General features: G+C 40.5%; 11 protein-coding genes and 1 other RNA gene. 3 read left to right on the top strand and 9 right to left on the bottom strand.

The window, feature by feature from the left end; all coding sequences use genetic code 11:
* Nucleotides 1-20 precede the first annotated feature (20 nt).
* Nucleotides 21-1,724 (bottom strand): DNA polymerase III subunit gamma/tau, encoded by a 1,704-nt coding sequence (gene dnaX / locus BN6556_RS19440; protein WP_066195124.1) that lies wholly within the window; start codon nt 1,722-1,724, stop codon nt 21-23.
* Nucleotides 1,725-2,006: 282 nt separating this feature from the next.
* Here dnaX and BN6556_RS19445 point away from each other — a divergent pair, with 282 nt between their 5' ends.
* Nucleotides 2,007-3,398 (top strand): Glu/Leu/Phe/Val family dehydrogenase, encoded by a 1,392-nt coding sequence (locus BN6556_RS19445; RefSeq protein WP_066195127.1) that lies wholly within the window; start codon nt 2,007-2,009, stop codon nt 3,396-3,398.
* A gap of 290 nt (nt 3,399-3,688) precedes the next feature.
* Here the strand turns inward: BN6556_RS19445 and BN6556_RS19450 are convergent, their stop codons facing one another.
* The 8 genes from BN6556_RS19450 to BN6556_RS19485 all read right to left on the bottom strand — a co-directional run bounded on the left by BN6556_RS19450 (nt 3,689) and on the right by BN6556_RS19485 (nt 12,284).
* Entirely contained in the window at nt 3,689-4,393 is a 705-nt protein-coding gene (locus BN6556_RS19450; protein ID WP_066195130.1) for a class I SAM-dependent methyltransferase, read from the bottom strand.
* A gap of 281 nt (nt 4,394-4,674) precedes the next feature.
* Nucleotides 4,675-4,941: signal recognition particle sRNA large type (ffs, locus tag BN6556_RS19455), an RNA gene on the bottom strand.
* 181 nt (nt 4,942-5,122) lie between these two features.
* Nucleotides 5,123-7,063 carry a glycoside hydrolase family 127 protein gene (locus tag BN6556_RS19460; RefSeq protein ID WP_066195133.1) on the bottom strand — a complete coding sequence of 647 codons (1,941 nt, stop codon included), beginning with the start codon at nt 7,061-7,063 and terminating at the stop codon, nt 5,123-5,125.
* Between the two features lie 33 nt (nt 7,064-7,096).
* Complete coding sequence (locus BN6556_RS19465) at nt 7,097-7,915, bottom strand: carbohydrate ABC transporter permease (protein WP_066195136.1); 819 nt, start codon at nt 7,913-7,915, stop codon at nt 7,097-7,099.
* A 12-nt stretch (nt 7,916-7,927) separates the two neighbouring features.
* Nucleotides 7,928-8,800, bottom strand: coding sequence for a carbohydrate ABC transporter permease (locus BN6556_RS19470; RefSeq protein WP_066195139.1), 873 nt, complete (start codon nt 8,798-8,800; stop codon nt 7,928-7,930).
* 50 nt (nt 8,801-8,850) lie between these two features.
* Nucleotides 8,851-10,161 (bottom strand): ABC transporter substrate-binding protein, encoded by a 1,311-nt coding sequence (locus BN6556_RS19475; RefSeq protein WP_066195141.1) that lies wholly within the window; start codon nt 10,159-10,161, stop codon nt 8,851-8,853.
* Between the two features lie 155 nt (nt 10,162-10,316).
* Complete coding sequence (locus tag BN6556_RS19480) at nt 10,317-11,342, bottom strand: LacI family DNA-binding transcriptional regulator (protein WP_066195144.1); 1,026 nt, start codon at nt 11,340-11,342, stop codon at nt 10,317-10,319.
* A 303-nt stretch (nt 11,343-11,645) separates the two neighbouring features.
* Nucleotides 11,646-12,284, bottom strand: coding sequence for an HAD family hydrolase (locus BN6556_RS19485; RefSeq protein WP_066195148.1), 639 nt, complete (start codon nt 12,282-12,284; stop codon nt 11,646-11,648).
* Nucleotides 12,285-12,633: 349 nt separating this feature from the next.
* Here BN6556_RS19485 and BN6556_RS19490 point away from each other — a divergent pair, with 349 nt between their 5' ends.
* Together BN6556_RS19490 and BN6556_RS19495 are read left to right on the top strand one after the other, a co-directional pair.
* Complete coding sequence (locus BN6556_RS19490; RefSeq protein WP_066195154.1) at nt 12,634-13,086, top strand: nucleoside deaminase; 453 nt, start codon at nt 12,634-12,636, stop codon at nt 13,084-13,086.
* Nucleotides 13,087-13,588: 502 nt separating this feature from the next.
* Nucleotides 13,589-14,284, top strand: coding sequence for a DUF6612 family protein (locus tag BN6556_RS19495; protein ID WP_130858859.1), 696 nt, complete (start codon nt 13,589-13,591; stop codon nt 14,282-14,284).
* The last annotated feature ends 129 nt before the right edge of the window (nt 14,285-14,413 follow it).

Here is a 14,413-nt window from a genome sequence, read left to right on the forward strand (position 1 = left end):
CCTAAGAATATCTATTATTTTTAATCGTGTATTTCCAGTAAATCATCGCCAACCAGTTTTCTTGCGGCATCAACTACTGGGTCGCCTGCCTCTTCTGCGGACGATTCTTCTTGCTGAGTCGGGTCTTCTGACTGTTTTTGCTTCCGTACATATTCTTCCCGCAAGCTAGTCCATTCTGATTCAGGAATCGGAATAAACGTAAACTGCTGACCCATTGTTTCTGCTAACATTAATTCTATCGTTTGTTTATGCTCTAATGCAAGCGAACAGTGTATTTCATATCGAAAAGCGATAATAACAACCTCATCGGAAGCTGCACTCGGCTTACTATTCTGAATGGTCGCATGGGCTGGAGCGCTTTGTCTTTTTAAAGCCTCCATAAACACGGACCACTGGCTGCGCACCTTCTGAATAGCCGGTTTAGATGCCTCATTCAGCACATGACGAATACGGTCGTATGGCACCTTATAGCTATTGCGTGACGACGTGTTGCTTCGTTTTTGCTGTGGCTGCTGTGGCCTTTGTTCCGTTTGCGGCTGGGAAGGCTGCTTTTGTAATTGTTGCAGCTGTTGCTCCAGTTGGCTGATCCGCTCATTCAATTGATCAACTTGTGGAATCTGTGCTGGCACTTGCCTGATTTGGCCTTGATGACAAATCTTCAAAATGCTCACTTCAATAAATACCTTCGGACTGTTCGTCCACCTTATCTCTTGCTGGCACTGGTTTAATTCCTTAATCGCCTGTTGAATCCAATCCGCTTCCAGCTGTGCTGCTAATTGTTCAAAGGTATCATCCACAATCGCCCGCTCCAAGACATCTTTCAAAGATGGAGCCGTCTGATATAACAGGATATCACGCAAATAATAAATCAGATCAAAGACAAAACGACCGGGATCTTTTCCTTCTTGTATCAGTTGGTCAATCTCCATAATCGACTGGTTAACCTCATTTTCCTGCATCGCCTTTACTACATTGGCCAGCTTGGTCTGTGAAACTGAGCCAGTCACGGCCAAGACATCATCTATTTCCACTTGATCTTCACTATAGGATACCGCTTGATCTAATAAACTAAGCGCATCTCGCATACCGCCTTCCGCAGAGAGTGCTACCGCTTCTAAAGCCTCATCCGATACCGCGATTTCTTCCGCTTCCACGATTTTTTTCATGCGATCGACCATGGCAGCTTGTGAAATTCGCTTAAAGTCAAAGCGCTGACACCTAGATATAATTGTCAATGGGATCTTGTGTGGTTCCGTCGTTGCTAAAATGAAAATAACATGCTTTGGCGGCTCCTCCAACGTTTTAAGCAAGGCATTGAAGGCGCCAATAGACAGCATATGCACCTCATCTATGATATATACCTTATAGCTTACCACGCTCGGTGCATATTTCACTTTGTCACGAATATCACGAATTTGTTCCACTCCATTATTAGAGGCGGCATCAATTTCCACAACATCTGCAATCGAGCCATCTTGTATTCCTTTACAGGCGTCACATTGATTACACGGCTCCAGATCGGGACCATTTTGACAGTTGACCGCCTTGGCAAAAATTTTGGCAGCACTTGTCTTACCAGTACCTCGTGGTCCTGAAAAAAGGTAAGCATGGGTAAACTTATTTTGCATAATCGCATTTTGCAAGGTGCGGGTAATGTGTACTTGTCCTACTACATCTTCGAAATTCTTTGGACGCCAGACGCGATATAATGCTTGATAGCCCATAATTGCTCCCCTTCACTAAATAATTTCCTCATTATTATATTGTAGCAAATTCACACTGGAAAAACGAGCATAAAGTGAGACTGCTATTAGTAAGGGGCCAATACGGTGATAAATATAATTAAGCGAGGAATAAACGCATTGATTTTTTTCTCATGCATATATTTCTAATGCCCTTTTTTAATAGATCGTATGACCCACGCCCTTTTGATTGACATGGAGGCCTTAGTTATTGTACTTTCGTGGTAGCGCTTACTTTTAAAAGGTTAAGAGGAGGAATTATCGTTGGAAAGAAAAGAAACACGAGCATTAATTGAATCTGTGATGACCAATTTGAGTCATCAGGAAAATTTTTTAGGAATCTCCAATCAAGAAGACCGGCACCATATTTGTATGTCTGCCAAAGAAATTATTAAAACCACCGATAAAATCATTAAATGTTATATCAGAGTCTCTACTGAAGACAATGGCATCGTCCGCATTCCAGCCTATCGTGTACAGCATAATAATATCAGTGGGTATTATAAGGGTGGTATTCGATTCAGTGAAGTGGTAACAGAAGAAGAGGTCGAAAACCTGGCCATTCTCATGACACTGAAAAACGCCTTACATCAATTACCTTTTGGTGGAGCAAAGGGCGGCGTTCATATCAATCCACGTTCTGTATCTGAAAAAGAGCTCAACCTCATCAGCAAAAAATATGTACAGAACTTCTTACGTGATATCGGCCCTAACCAAGATATACCAGCACCTGACCTCGGGACTAATGAACAGATTATTGATTGGATGGTAGGAGAATACAAGACGATCAGCCCTGGTATGCCCTATTCCGGATCATTCACCGGAAAAAGCGTCTTAAACGGTGGAGCTAGAGGACGGAGAGAAGCTACGGGCAGAGGGGTTTTCTTAAGCTTTTCCTGGTTAATAGATCAGTGGTCTGAACGTCACACCAATAAGCAATATATCAAACGCTCGAAACAATGGCAAGTACTTGAGGAACTGCGACAGAAAGCTAAGCAAGGCGAAAAACTTCGCGTTGCTATACAAGGATTCGGTAATGTCGGTAGTGTGGTAGCTCAAGAGGCTTACAGACATGGTCATTATACGATTGTTGCTGTATCCGATCATGCGACAACCCTTTATCAGCCAGATGGTTTGAATATACCTGCTCTGACGGAATTCACCAAGACCAGCAAGGATCTGCCGAAAAATACCGAAGAACTGAAAGAAGCAGGTATTGAAGCCGAGCTCATGGAGCCGGATGACATAATTACCATTGATTGCGACACCCTCGCATTTGCTGCCGTAGAAGGACAGGTTCACAAAGATAATATGGACCAAGTAAAAGCCAAATTGTTAGTAGAAGGAGCCAATGCACCTATTTCAACAGAGGCAACTCAATACCTCGAAAGTAAAGGAAATATTGTCATACCAGATATTCTGGCAAACGCTGGCGGCGTGATCGTTTCTTATCTGGAATGGAAACAAAGCCGGGTAGCGCATACCTTTTCCGAGGAAGAAATCGTAAAAGATATGTCTGATCAAATGACAACTACTTTTCAACATACGTATGATACCTACTTCCTTTCCGACACACGTACCATGAGATATACTTGTTATCAAATAGCTTTAGAACGCTTAACTACCTTGTTGTATCGTCATGGGAAGCTTTATTGATCGGCATTCGCCCTTTCCACCTCGTTATAAACAGGTGGGGGATGGATGACATGTGAACAGAAAATATGAAGATTATGGCGTGCGTCCATCAGCCATTTTCATGAATTAACTCATTATACTGCGCAGCTCCATATCCTATTCAAGGAAAATATGCGATTAACTGGTTAATTAATTATTGGCTCTATTAAAGTTCAATGTTGATATTTACAGTAAAAAAGTGGAACTCCCTTAAAAGAGGAAGTTCCCTTTATTTTATTGCCTTCTTCAACTAACATCCCATTAGTGAAATATCACTTCTTTTTTACAACGAAAGTGATAGCATTTGTTTTTAATAATATATTTCTTTCATTACGAATAATTTTATATTCGAGTGGCTTTACTAACTGCTTTACTACTTCCCAACCCTCATAAATATGACTTAATGTATTAATCATATCTTCCGTTTTTATATTTACCTCCATCATCGTGTCTAACTTCTCGTTTGTAGCAATATCAATTTCTTCTACTTCTGAATTAACAATGATACAATTAATTCCTTCACTTTTTGTTCCTAATGCCATTTGTCGAATAACATTTTCAAATACAGCTTCTGATTCGACATGCTCTAATGTTGATACGGCAACAATAAAATCAAATTCATTTTTTGGGATTACGTATTTCCCTATATCTGCTTTTTTTGTTTCAATTATTTCTTCTACCCCGTACTCTTTACTATACTGTTCTAATTTTCCTAATGCAGAATCCAATAAATCTATACAAAATACTTTTCCATTTTTCGTTTTTATATCTTGCGCAATCGGGATACTATTTCTACCCACTCCTGAACCCAAATCAAGCACTTTAATATTAGTTTTCCCTTCCAACATCGATAGTAAATCTATTACTGTTTTAACGGGTTTATATAGCCATGAACCTTCTTCGAATAATTTGTAGTTTTCGTAACAAAAATCATGGTATTTCTTTTCCTCATTACGAATAAATTCAACTCTATTCATCTAATTTACTCCTTATAATTTCACTTTTTTTTTTGAATTTCAAAACCTTATCTATAGTGAACTATTCAGCTCAGTTAGCTGAATAAATTCAATAAACTTATATAATCTAAGTGTATCATAAGTTTCTATATTTGGAATTAAATTCCCTGAAATGATAAAGTCATTAATTGTAACTTCTGATAAATCAAATATCAACAACAAGCTTTAACAGAGCCTTTTTTAGTGAAATATATAAAAAAACGCTTGTAGATCGCTACAAGCGTTTGATGTTATGTATAAAGCCGTGCGCCAAGCCTCGATGGCGTCACCTTACGCGTTACTCAAGTTCATAGCTAGACCCAGGTTTCCCCGCGGCACACAGGAGGATTCGCTTAATGCTGCTTCCTTCCGGACCTGACATGGTTCACGAGTTCCTGTTGCGCAGGACCCGAGCGTCAACACTACTCCCTTAAGGCAGACCGTAAAATAACGACACCTTAGCAAGGCAACTCAGTCTCGCTCTAGCGGATTGCGAGTACAGGGCACCGCTACCTCCCCACCTAGCACGGCAAGTTTGAAAACATATTTTGTTGCGCTCGATTAGAAGCGCAATAATTAGTATAACCTGTTTTTCGTAAAAATGCAATGCATACCTCTAAATGATCTGTTTTTTATCAATAACCGGAATCCTATAAAGGGAATAGATGAATCACTTTATAGGACCCTTTTTCCAGATTAAATATCCAAGATTTAAACTTCCCTTATCCAAACCGTCATTTCATTTTCTCCACGGTTACTCCAAGCATAATAAGGAATCGCCCTTATCTCCTTTTCCACAAGCGGAGCCTTGACTGTTGAATACAAAGTAGATGGTATCTCTCGCTGATCGGTTTGCTTCCCGATTCCTTCCACGACCACTACACCGCCTAACAGTTCATCTTCTTTCTTTATCTTGAAAATTTGATTACTATCCACTTGGAGATCCTGCAAGTTCGCACCGTTATCCTTTTCTTCCAAGCAATAGACGATCGGGCCACGCTGTAGGGCAATCTTCCCTGCATTTGCTCGGACGTTTGGATGGGAGCGAACAACTTCTACTGGCATATCTAATGCTAAAGTAATTTGATCACCTTGATTCCAAACCCTGTTGATTATTAGATAACCTTTTTCCATTGGCGCGGCTATTGACTCTCCATTCACCCTGAGATCATAGTTCCTACACCAACCAGGCAGACGTAAGGCAAGTGTAAATGAGTTAGGCTGCTCGGTTGCTATCTCTACATCAATATTTCCATCCCAAGGATAGTTAGATTGCTGCATAACCTTTGTAGTACTGCCATTCATCACACATTCCGTTTCACCGCTTATATACAAATGCACATACAACTCTTCTTCATTAGCTGAATACACATACTGTCCAAGCGAGGCCAGCAATCTGGCAATATTAGGCGGACAGCAGGCACAGCCGAACCATGGCTGCCGGACAGGCATAATGGTATCCATATCCTGTCTGTAGTTCGCCGTATGCGGCCATACCTCCAGTGGGTTTACATAAAAATAGGACTGTCCATCTAAGGCAATACCACTTAATGCACCATTATATAGGACACGTTCTAATATATCCGTATAGTCGGCATCTGCTTCGATTTGTACCATGCGCTGCGCCCACATAATCATAGCAACCGACGCACAAGTTTCCGTATAAGCCCGATCATTGGGCAAATCATAATCGACAGTAAACCGCTCCTCGAAAGATGAAGAACCAATCCCCCCGGTAATATACATCCGCTTGTTCACCGTGTTCTCCCATAGAGTGCGGGAGATGTCTAATAAGTCTTGATCTTGTAATTCAGTTGCCAAATCGGCCATGCCGCTGTACAAATAAACAGCTCGAACCGCATGTCCCTCGGCAGTGGTCTGCTCATGGATAGGTTTGTGCGCCTGATAATAGGTATAATCCTTCCCAGTCTCTACTCCTCTCGCCTTACATTCCTCATCGAAAAAATGCTGCGGATTTCTTTTTCCTCTTTCTTCAATAAAAAAACGGCAAAGCTGTAGATGCTTATCATCATTAGTAACGCGGTATAATTTCATTAAGGCAAGCTCAATCTCCGGGTGGCCGGGATAACCAGCGATTTGTCCCTCTTCATTGCCGATCACTTCCGCAATATGGTCCACCGCTCGATTTACGATAGATATGATCTGATCTTTTCCCGTTGCTTGATAATAGGCTACCGCCGCTTCGATCAGGTGGCCGATACAGTACAACTCATGATCATCCTTGAGATTGGTCCATTTCTTATCGGGGTGATTGACGGTGAAATACGTATTGAGATAGCCATCCTCTTCCTGTGCTTCTCCAATTAATTCAACTACCTGATCCATTACCGACTCCCACTCTGGGTCGCGTTCCAATTGAAGCGAAAAGGCAACGGTTTCCATCCATTTATATAGATCACTGTCCTGAAATACCATGCCATAATGCTTACCCTCGACCCTGCCAGCAGCTATCTCAAAATTGGTGATCGTTCGGCTGGGCTCTGCTCCTGGTATTTGATCGTTTAATGCTCGCCATTGATAAGGAATAATCGATTCCTTTATCAAGCGCTGCCATTTGGTCCAAAACGCGTCCTGAATGGTGACATTGTCGAGTTTGATCGGGTGGATTTGATTTAGCGTTGTGTTGTTCATGTTTATATACCTCTCCTTTTCTCTTTGGTTTGATTACTCTTTAATTGCACCTGCCGTTAGTCCGCTGATGATATGTTTTTGTAATAAAATAGATATCAATACAATAGGAATCGTTGCCACAATTGCAGCCGCTGTCATTTGTCCCCAGTTCAAAGAATGCACCCCTTGAAATTGTGAGATGGCGACTGGTACGGTACGAGCACTGCCGGAAGATGTAAAAATCAAGGCAAACAAGAACTCATTCCATGACAAGGTAAAGGAAATGATCCCAACCGTAATAATTCCTGGTATCGATAAGGGCAAGACAATTTTCCAAATTAATTTCGGAATACTACATCCATCGATAATTGCCACTTCTTCGATCGCATTCGGAATGGTACGGAAAAAGCCTGTTAAAATCCAGACAACCAAAGGCGTGAAGTAGGCAATGTAAGGTAGTATTAAAGCGAAATACGTATCAATTGCACCTATACTCCTTAAAAAACTAAATAACGGACTGATAATAAAAATTCCTGGAAAAATAGTCATAAACAAAATCAGCATAAACAACGTATTTTTTAAACGAAATTGTAATCGTGCAAAGGAGTAAGCCGCTGGTACACCAATTATAATACAAATAATCGCTGTCACACTGGAAACGACAAAACTATTCCAAACATTTCTTAGAAAACCGCTTTCAAAGAGCACTTGTCGATAATTCTCCAAGAAAAAGCTTTCTGGCCATATCTTGACATTAAAAATCTCATTTTGCTGCTTTAACGACGTAATGATCGTCCAAATATAGGGCACAATATTAATAAAAACGACAACCATTAAAGCTAGCCAAAACCATACTTTCCATTTTTTCTTCATCAGAAGTACCCCCTAGCTATACTGCTTATTCATGCTTCTTGCGTACAAAAAGATGAGAATACCTACTAAAACAACACCTAGAACAGCCATTGCTCCACCTAATCCAAAGTCAAGGTATTGGAAGAATACTTTATAATTGTATAAGGTGAATATCTCCGTTGCCTCACCAGGTCCACCACCCGTCATGACATACACAATATCAATTACATTGATCGTCTGCAGGGTAGTAAAAATTAAACCCATAGCAACAAATGGCCGGATCAGAGGAAACGTAATATAATAATACTTCTTCAAAGCCCCTGCGCCATCAATATCTGCACTTTCATATAATTCCCTGGAGATGGTTTGCAAACCTGATACAATAATAAGCGTCAATAGCGGGGTTGTTTTCCAAATATTCGTTAGAATCACACTAAACATTGCGTGGTCTGTAGACACCAGCCAAGGGATACTTCGCTCAATCAGCCCCATTTTCTCCAATATATAGTTCACAATGCCAAAGTCCGTTTCAAACATAAATTTCCATGCTTGGGCTGCAACTACTGGGGCAACTGCCCAAGGTAATAAGATAGAGGCGCGAAATAGCGAACGCCCTTTAAAGGCCTGATTTGCAAGTTGCGCAGTGAGCAGACCTAAAATTAGCATGCCAATTACACTTCCAGCAATGTAAATAAAGCCCGTTACCAATGAAGAAATAAATCGGCCATCCTGCAAAATCGTCAAATAATTATCCAGCCCTACAAAAGTCGACTGGGCGTCTGGATCTGTCAGCCGGTAAGATTGGAAACTATAGATGATGGTTGTCACTAAAGGAATAAATACGATCAAAATAATCATAGTGAAAACTGGCAACAACAACATATATGGCAGGGCTCTGTATCTCATATTCCATCACTCCCTATAACAGGTACCGCTACATGCGGCACCTGTTATTTTTATTGTTCCACCTGTTCCAATTCATCCGCTAACTGACTGATCGCTTCTTCTGCCGTTAAATCACCAGATAGTGCTTGGTGAATATAAGATTGGGAAATATCTGAAATTCTTGAGTACTGTGGGTGTGAAGGACGTACAGAAGCGTCTTCAAACACATCTAAATATTCTTCTAATTGCGGATTTGATTCTAATACCTCGGGATCTTCATATAAGGCAAGCCGTGTACCGACCTGACCACCGCCAAGCAGCACTTCTTTCTGATTTTCAAAAGACGTAAACCACTCAATCACTTCCCAAGCCGCCTCTTTATCCTTTGCATTAGTAGAAATAGCAAAATTCCAGCCCCCTACAGCATTTGCTTTTTGCCCCCCTTCAAAAGCAAGGTTACTAGCAACCCACGTCTTATCCTTTACAGGGGAATCATCGGATTGATTCTCGGTATATACATAACCCCAGTTCGGGTGAAACATCGCCTGCCCTTGAGTAAATGGAATCCTTGCATCCTCTGGCGTTGTATTTCCGATTGCAGCAGGGGATACAATGCCTTCCTCGATCATATCCATCATAAATTGAAGGGCCTCTACTGCCTCTGGACTATCAATGACAACGCTTCCATCCTCATCGAAAAAGTTACCATTATTCGCATGCAAAAATTCCGTAAAGCTAACAATCAATTGTTCCGCACGTCCCCAGTGCATACTAAAGCCTTGAATACCTTCTTCTTCTTGTATCGTCTTCGCTATGTCGACTGCTTCTTCATACGTATCCGGTACCTCGAATCCATACTCTTCTAACAGGTCCGTTCTATACCACAAAGGGTGTAAGTCATTAAACCACGGCACCGCCCAGACATGACCATCATACGTCATCGCATCCACTTGACGTTCAATAAACTCTGACTGCATCTCTTCGGTAAATTGATCATCCAGTGGCTCAATCCAGCCTGCTTCCGCAAATTCTGCCGTCCATACCACATCCATATTCACAATATCAAGGTTATCTGATTCTGCTGATAATTGGGTAACGGTCTGATCATGCATTTGTGAGGCGTCATTAGACATTTCCACAAATTCCACCTGCATATCTTCATGTTCTTCATTAAAGCGTTGCCTGGCTGCCTCCATCATGCCGTTAGGATCCGATTCTAATTTTGCCATATGAATCACCTGTGCATCGCCATTTGCTCCACTATCTGACGTATCCCCTTCGTCTTGCCCATCGAGCGCATCTTCTTGACTACAAGCCGTTAGAATAATCATGATCATTGCCAATAGAGATAACAAAAAATAAGTGACATTATTCCTTTTCATGATTTACATCTCCTCTTTGTTACAGATTTTTACATTCTGCTGTTTCTAGGTGAGAAGAACATACTGAATCACTTGTTTATCTGTTTCTGCGACATAACGTTCGATACCACCCCCTCTAATTTTGATTAAACGTTTAATCAAAGGATGTAAAAAGTTTAACTGCTTTCCCGGCAAATTAATTGGCATTGCAAGCGAACTTTCTTTTGCTGAATCGGGGCACCGTTGATCTGTTTTAATAACATACCAATGGACTGCCGCCCCATTTCATTTAGTGGTAAACTAACTGTAGTTAACCTTGGTGTTAGATATTCAGCGGCTTCGATATTATCAAACCCAATAATCGCCACATCCTGTGGTACTTGTAATCCCATCTCTGCAGCAACCTTCAACACACCTGCTGCCATTGCATCATTCATTGCAAAAACAGCCTGAGGTTTCTCATTTTTTTCCAATAAAGACTTACCCTGCTCATAACCCGAAACAAAGGACCAATCTCCATTCTTTATCCATTGCTCCTGTTCCACTAGCTGATTATCCTGTAACGCCTGCTTAAATCCTTTTAACCGCTGCGTCGTTGATTCAGAATTCTTAAGCCCTGTAATTACACCGATATCCTGATACGCATTTGTTATTAAATGTGTTACTGCGTCGTAGGCAGCCTGCCAATCATGATAGTTCACCGACATATCCTCTGCATGAGAGGTATCACAATACGTATAAACGATAGGAATATTGCTTTCCGGCAAAATTCCTTGGACATCACGTAAATGGATACCTACATAAATAATTCCTTCTACCTGGCTTGCTAACAACACTTTAAACATAGGCAATGCTTCTTTCTTGCAAACCTCCGCATCTGGATACTGTTGGCCAGTTTTCTTCTTCATTCGCAGGTTCATAAGCAAAATCGAATACCCTTGTTCCTCGGCATAGGCATTAATACCATCGATAATTTCTGGTGCATTGAAGACAGATAAGTCCTCTACGATTACCCCGATGGTTTGTGATTTATTCATCTTTAAGCTTTTGGCTACCCGATTAGGTGCATAGTTCAGCTCCTCTGCCAGCCGCAGGATTTTTTTTCTTGTTTCTTCACCTACCCTCCCCCGCTTATTTAACACATTAGATACTGTTGCGACAGAGACATTTGCTTGTTCTGCTATCTTCTTTAGACTTGTCATTTTCTCACATCACATCCTGATGAAACGTTTAATCATTAGTTGTTTACACCTTACCATGTATACGCTTTCAGTGTCAATGGTTAAATCATGATTAAATCTCAACATTGATTTGACTTTTTCATTAGATTTAATGGATACAGATTAATTAGCTAGTAAGGCTAAAACATTTTTTGGTCTGTGCAGAGCTTCTTTTTGCGTATTCATCTGTTAACCCTTTTTATAAAGAATGTAGTATCCCTTTTTCCGCAACTAAAATCGTTCCGTCTACATCAAATATCAAAATCTTCATTACATAGCTATATTTCATCCTTCTATCATACGTTTCAGTTCATAAACGGTATCAAACATATCATTCGTCTTATCTGGAAAACGATTGGGATCATAGTCAGGTAACCATGTTACACCAGCGGTATAAACATTAGCCCTATCTCCAGCTTCTATATCTGCCTCACTGTCACCAATAAAGATGGTTTCAGCCCTCTTGGCTCCCAATAGAGACATGGCTTTTACCACTCCTTCAGGATGAGGTTTAGGATGAATGACATCATCTCCTGTGATGGTTACGTCAAAGAGTTCAGCCATTCCTAGTGATTCTAATGATAGATCTAAGCTTCTTCTTGCTTTACCAGTTACAATCCCCACTTGCACATTCTTTTCTTTTAGATACACGATCATATCCAATATCTCGTCATTTTCTTTTACATAATAACCGTGTTTCTCTCGATATGTTTGATAATAAAGTTCAATAGCCTCTTGCTTGTTCTTATGTCTCAAGTTCTCTCTAATAATGCCTGTTTCAGAAGGGCCAAACATCTCGATGATTTCCTCATCTGAAAGACTTCTGTTATCAAATTTTTCAAAAACGTTTTGAAATGCCTCAAAACATAAAGGTAACGTATTGGCTAAGGTTCCATCAAAATCAAATAAAGCGGTTTTTATCATTATACTCCTCCTAAACGATGTCTTTGACTCTATTATATTCCTTGATGTATTATTTGTATAACAAATATATTAAACCAATCACTTCCGTCGAATAAACCGATCGAACGGGAGGAATAGCTATAGATAAAGAACAATTAGAGATAAGTACATTAACAGGTGATGTCCTTCATAGTCATCTGGCTAAGCAACACGGCTGCAACTGTGTTGCCTGATTCAATATATTCTCGCCAGGACTGATGAAAGGCGGCAGGTTTCTCTATTCTGCAGGGGAGCTTATGATCGGGAGATTTCATAGAGCAATAGGCATACACTTACTATTTTTCGATAGTAGTTAAGGAGGCGAAGGAACATGGACAAATTTATGGAACGAGCAGTACATCTAGCTGTAGAAAATGTAAAAGGCGGTGGCCAGCCGTTTGGTGCAGTACTTGTCAAAGATGATCATACGGTAGCTGAAGGGGTCAACGAGCTTCATGAAACCTATGATATTAGCGGACATGCAGAAATGTTGGCTATGCGACGAGCACAGCAAGCATTACAAACGAATGATTTATCGACTTACACGATGTACGCAAGCGGCGAGCCTTGCCCGATGTGTTTAACAGCAATGTATTTCGCCGGGATTGAAAGCGTATTTTACTGCGCCTCTATGGAGGAAGCAGTCGAAGCTGGATTAGGGAAAGCAAAAACGATATATGACGATATACAAAAGCCAAAATCAGCACGTGCACTTTCCATGATACAGATGCCTTTGGATGAGGGACAGGAAAATCCAATGAAGCAATGGAAAGAGCGGAAATAGTCTTTACCGCAGTGTAACTAGCTGTAAGACTTCCCCTTCAAGAAATCAATGAAAATGATATTGATAAGTAGGAGTTCCTATCGCCAGTAACGGCTCGATGCGTTCAATTAACCATCACTTTATTAGAAATCTGCTCCTTTCTAAATTAGAATCATTGGAACCTATCTTGGACGCCTCGGGATATCCCTAGTGTGAACGCCGATCAGCAACCTCGTGTATCAGTACTATCTCTGTATCGAAAGCCGCCTTGGAGCTACTATTCATCCAAGTTCGAATGACAGAGTGCACAGCCTGCGAGTAGGAAGGTCCGCACGTACACTGGGAAACAGTCTTTGAATGTGGTTGGCCACAGGAGTGAACAGAATTGTCCCAAATGATCCTTAAGACCATTATCTAGGAACATCACAAGACGTCCAAGTGTTTTTTTGAAATTATTGTAGGTCAAATGAGTAAATGAATAAGTCCAAAAGATGGGCTTAAATATAATATACGAGGAGTTGGAATGATGAAAAAAATGTTTTTTCTGTTGAGCATTGTATTTTTTATGACAGCGTGTTCCATGTCTGAAGAGGATGTTGTGGAAGAAACGATTGCAGCAAGTGAGGAAGTCAATAACTACACACTCGATATTACAACTGCCAATCCTAATGAGGCAGAAAATGATGAATATGTGTTCAACATTGACTTACAGAACACACTCGGGTACATCACTAGTGATTATAACAGCGAAGATGAGACAGATTCAATGGAGTTATATTATAACAGTGATATAGTATATGAAAAGCAACCGGATAGTGAATGGGAAGAAAGCTCATTGCAAGTAGAAGAAATGCATGAATTATATTTTGTAGACTATACACAAATTGCTCAAGTACTGGAATACATTGAACCTTTGGAAGAAACATCGTTTGAAGCATTAGATGAGTCATATGAATTTTCATATCAAACAAGCAATCAAATTGATGCGACAGATTTGTTAGAGGAATGGGGCTTTAATCTCGGAACTGAACCAGAGATGGCAGTGATGGACGCTTCGGTTGTCTTTCACATCAATAATGATAATTATTATATAGAGAATATTGCGTTAGAATATACCATGCGAGCAGGAAATGCTGACATGGAGGTAAATCTAACACAACAGCTTGATTATCAGAACATCAATGATACAGAAGATATTGAAAGACCCGAAGATTTATAAAATGGTTCAACACCAAAATCTATGGTTGCTATTATCAAAATATAGCCAATTGTTCCCCCATACATTTTGGTGAGAGCCCTTTATTCCATAACGCCAATAATATCCATTCCGATGCAGGTTTCTCTGAGC

The organism is Gracilibacillus timonensis (assembly GCF_900086715.1).
Lineage (GTDB): Bacteria > Bacillota > Bacilli > Bacillales > Amphibacillaceae > Gracilibacillus > Gracilibacillus timonensis.

Excerpts from the sequence above, each read along its gene's own strand:
- dnaX (WP_066195124.1), bottom strand. The coding sequence starts at position 1,724 with ATGGGCTATCAAGCATTATATCGCGTCTGGCGTCCAAAGAATTTCGAA.
- BN6556_RS19450 (WP_066195130.1), bottom strand. The coding sequence starts at position 4,393 with ATGAATAGAGTTGAATTTATTCGTAATGAGGAAAAGAAATACCATGAT.
- BN6556_RS19460 (WP_066195133.1), bottom strand. The coding sequence starts at position 7,063 with ATGAACAACACAACGCTAAATCAAATCCACCCGATCAAACTCGACAAT.
- BN6556_RS19465 (WP_066195136.1), bottom strand. The coding sequence starts at position 7,915 with ATGAAGAAAAAATGGAAAGTATGGTTTTGGCTAGCTTTAATGGTTGTC.
- BN6556_RS19470 (WP_066195139.1), bottom strand. The coding sequence starts at position 8,800 with ATGAGATACAGAGCCCTGCCATATATGTTGTTGTTGCCAGTTTTCACT.
- BN6556_RS19475 (WP_066195141.1), bottom strand. The coding sequence starts at position 10,161 with ATGAAAAGGAATAATGTCACTTATTTTTTGTTATCTCTATTGGCAATG.
- BN6556_RS19480 (WP_066195144.1), bottom strand. The coding sequence starts at position 11,342 with ATGACAAGTCTAAAGAAGATAGCAGAACAAGCAAATGTCTCTGTCGCA.
- BN6556_RS19485 (WP_066195148.1), bottom strand. The coding sequence starts at position 12,284 with ATGATAAAAACCGCTTTATTTGATTTTGATGGAACCTTAGCCAATACG.
- BN6556_RS19490 (WP_066195154.1), top strand. The coding sequence starts at position 12,634 with ATGGACAAATTTATGGAACGAGCAGTACATCTAGCTGTAGAAAATGTA.
- BN6556_RS19495 (WP_130858859.1), top strand. The coding sequence starts at position 13,589 with ATGATGAAAAAAATGTTTTTTCTGTTGAGCATTGTATTTTTTATGACA.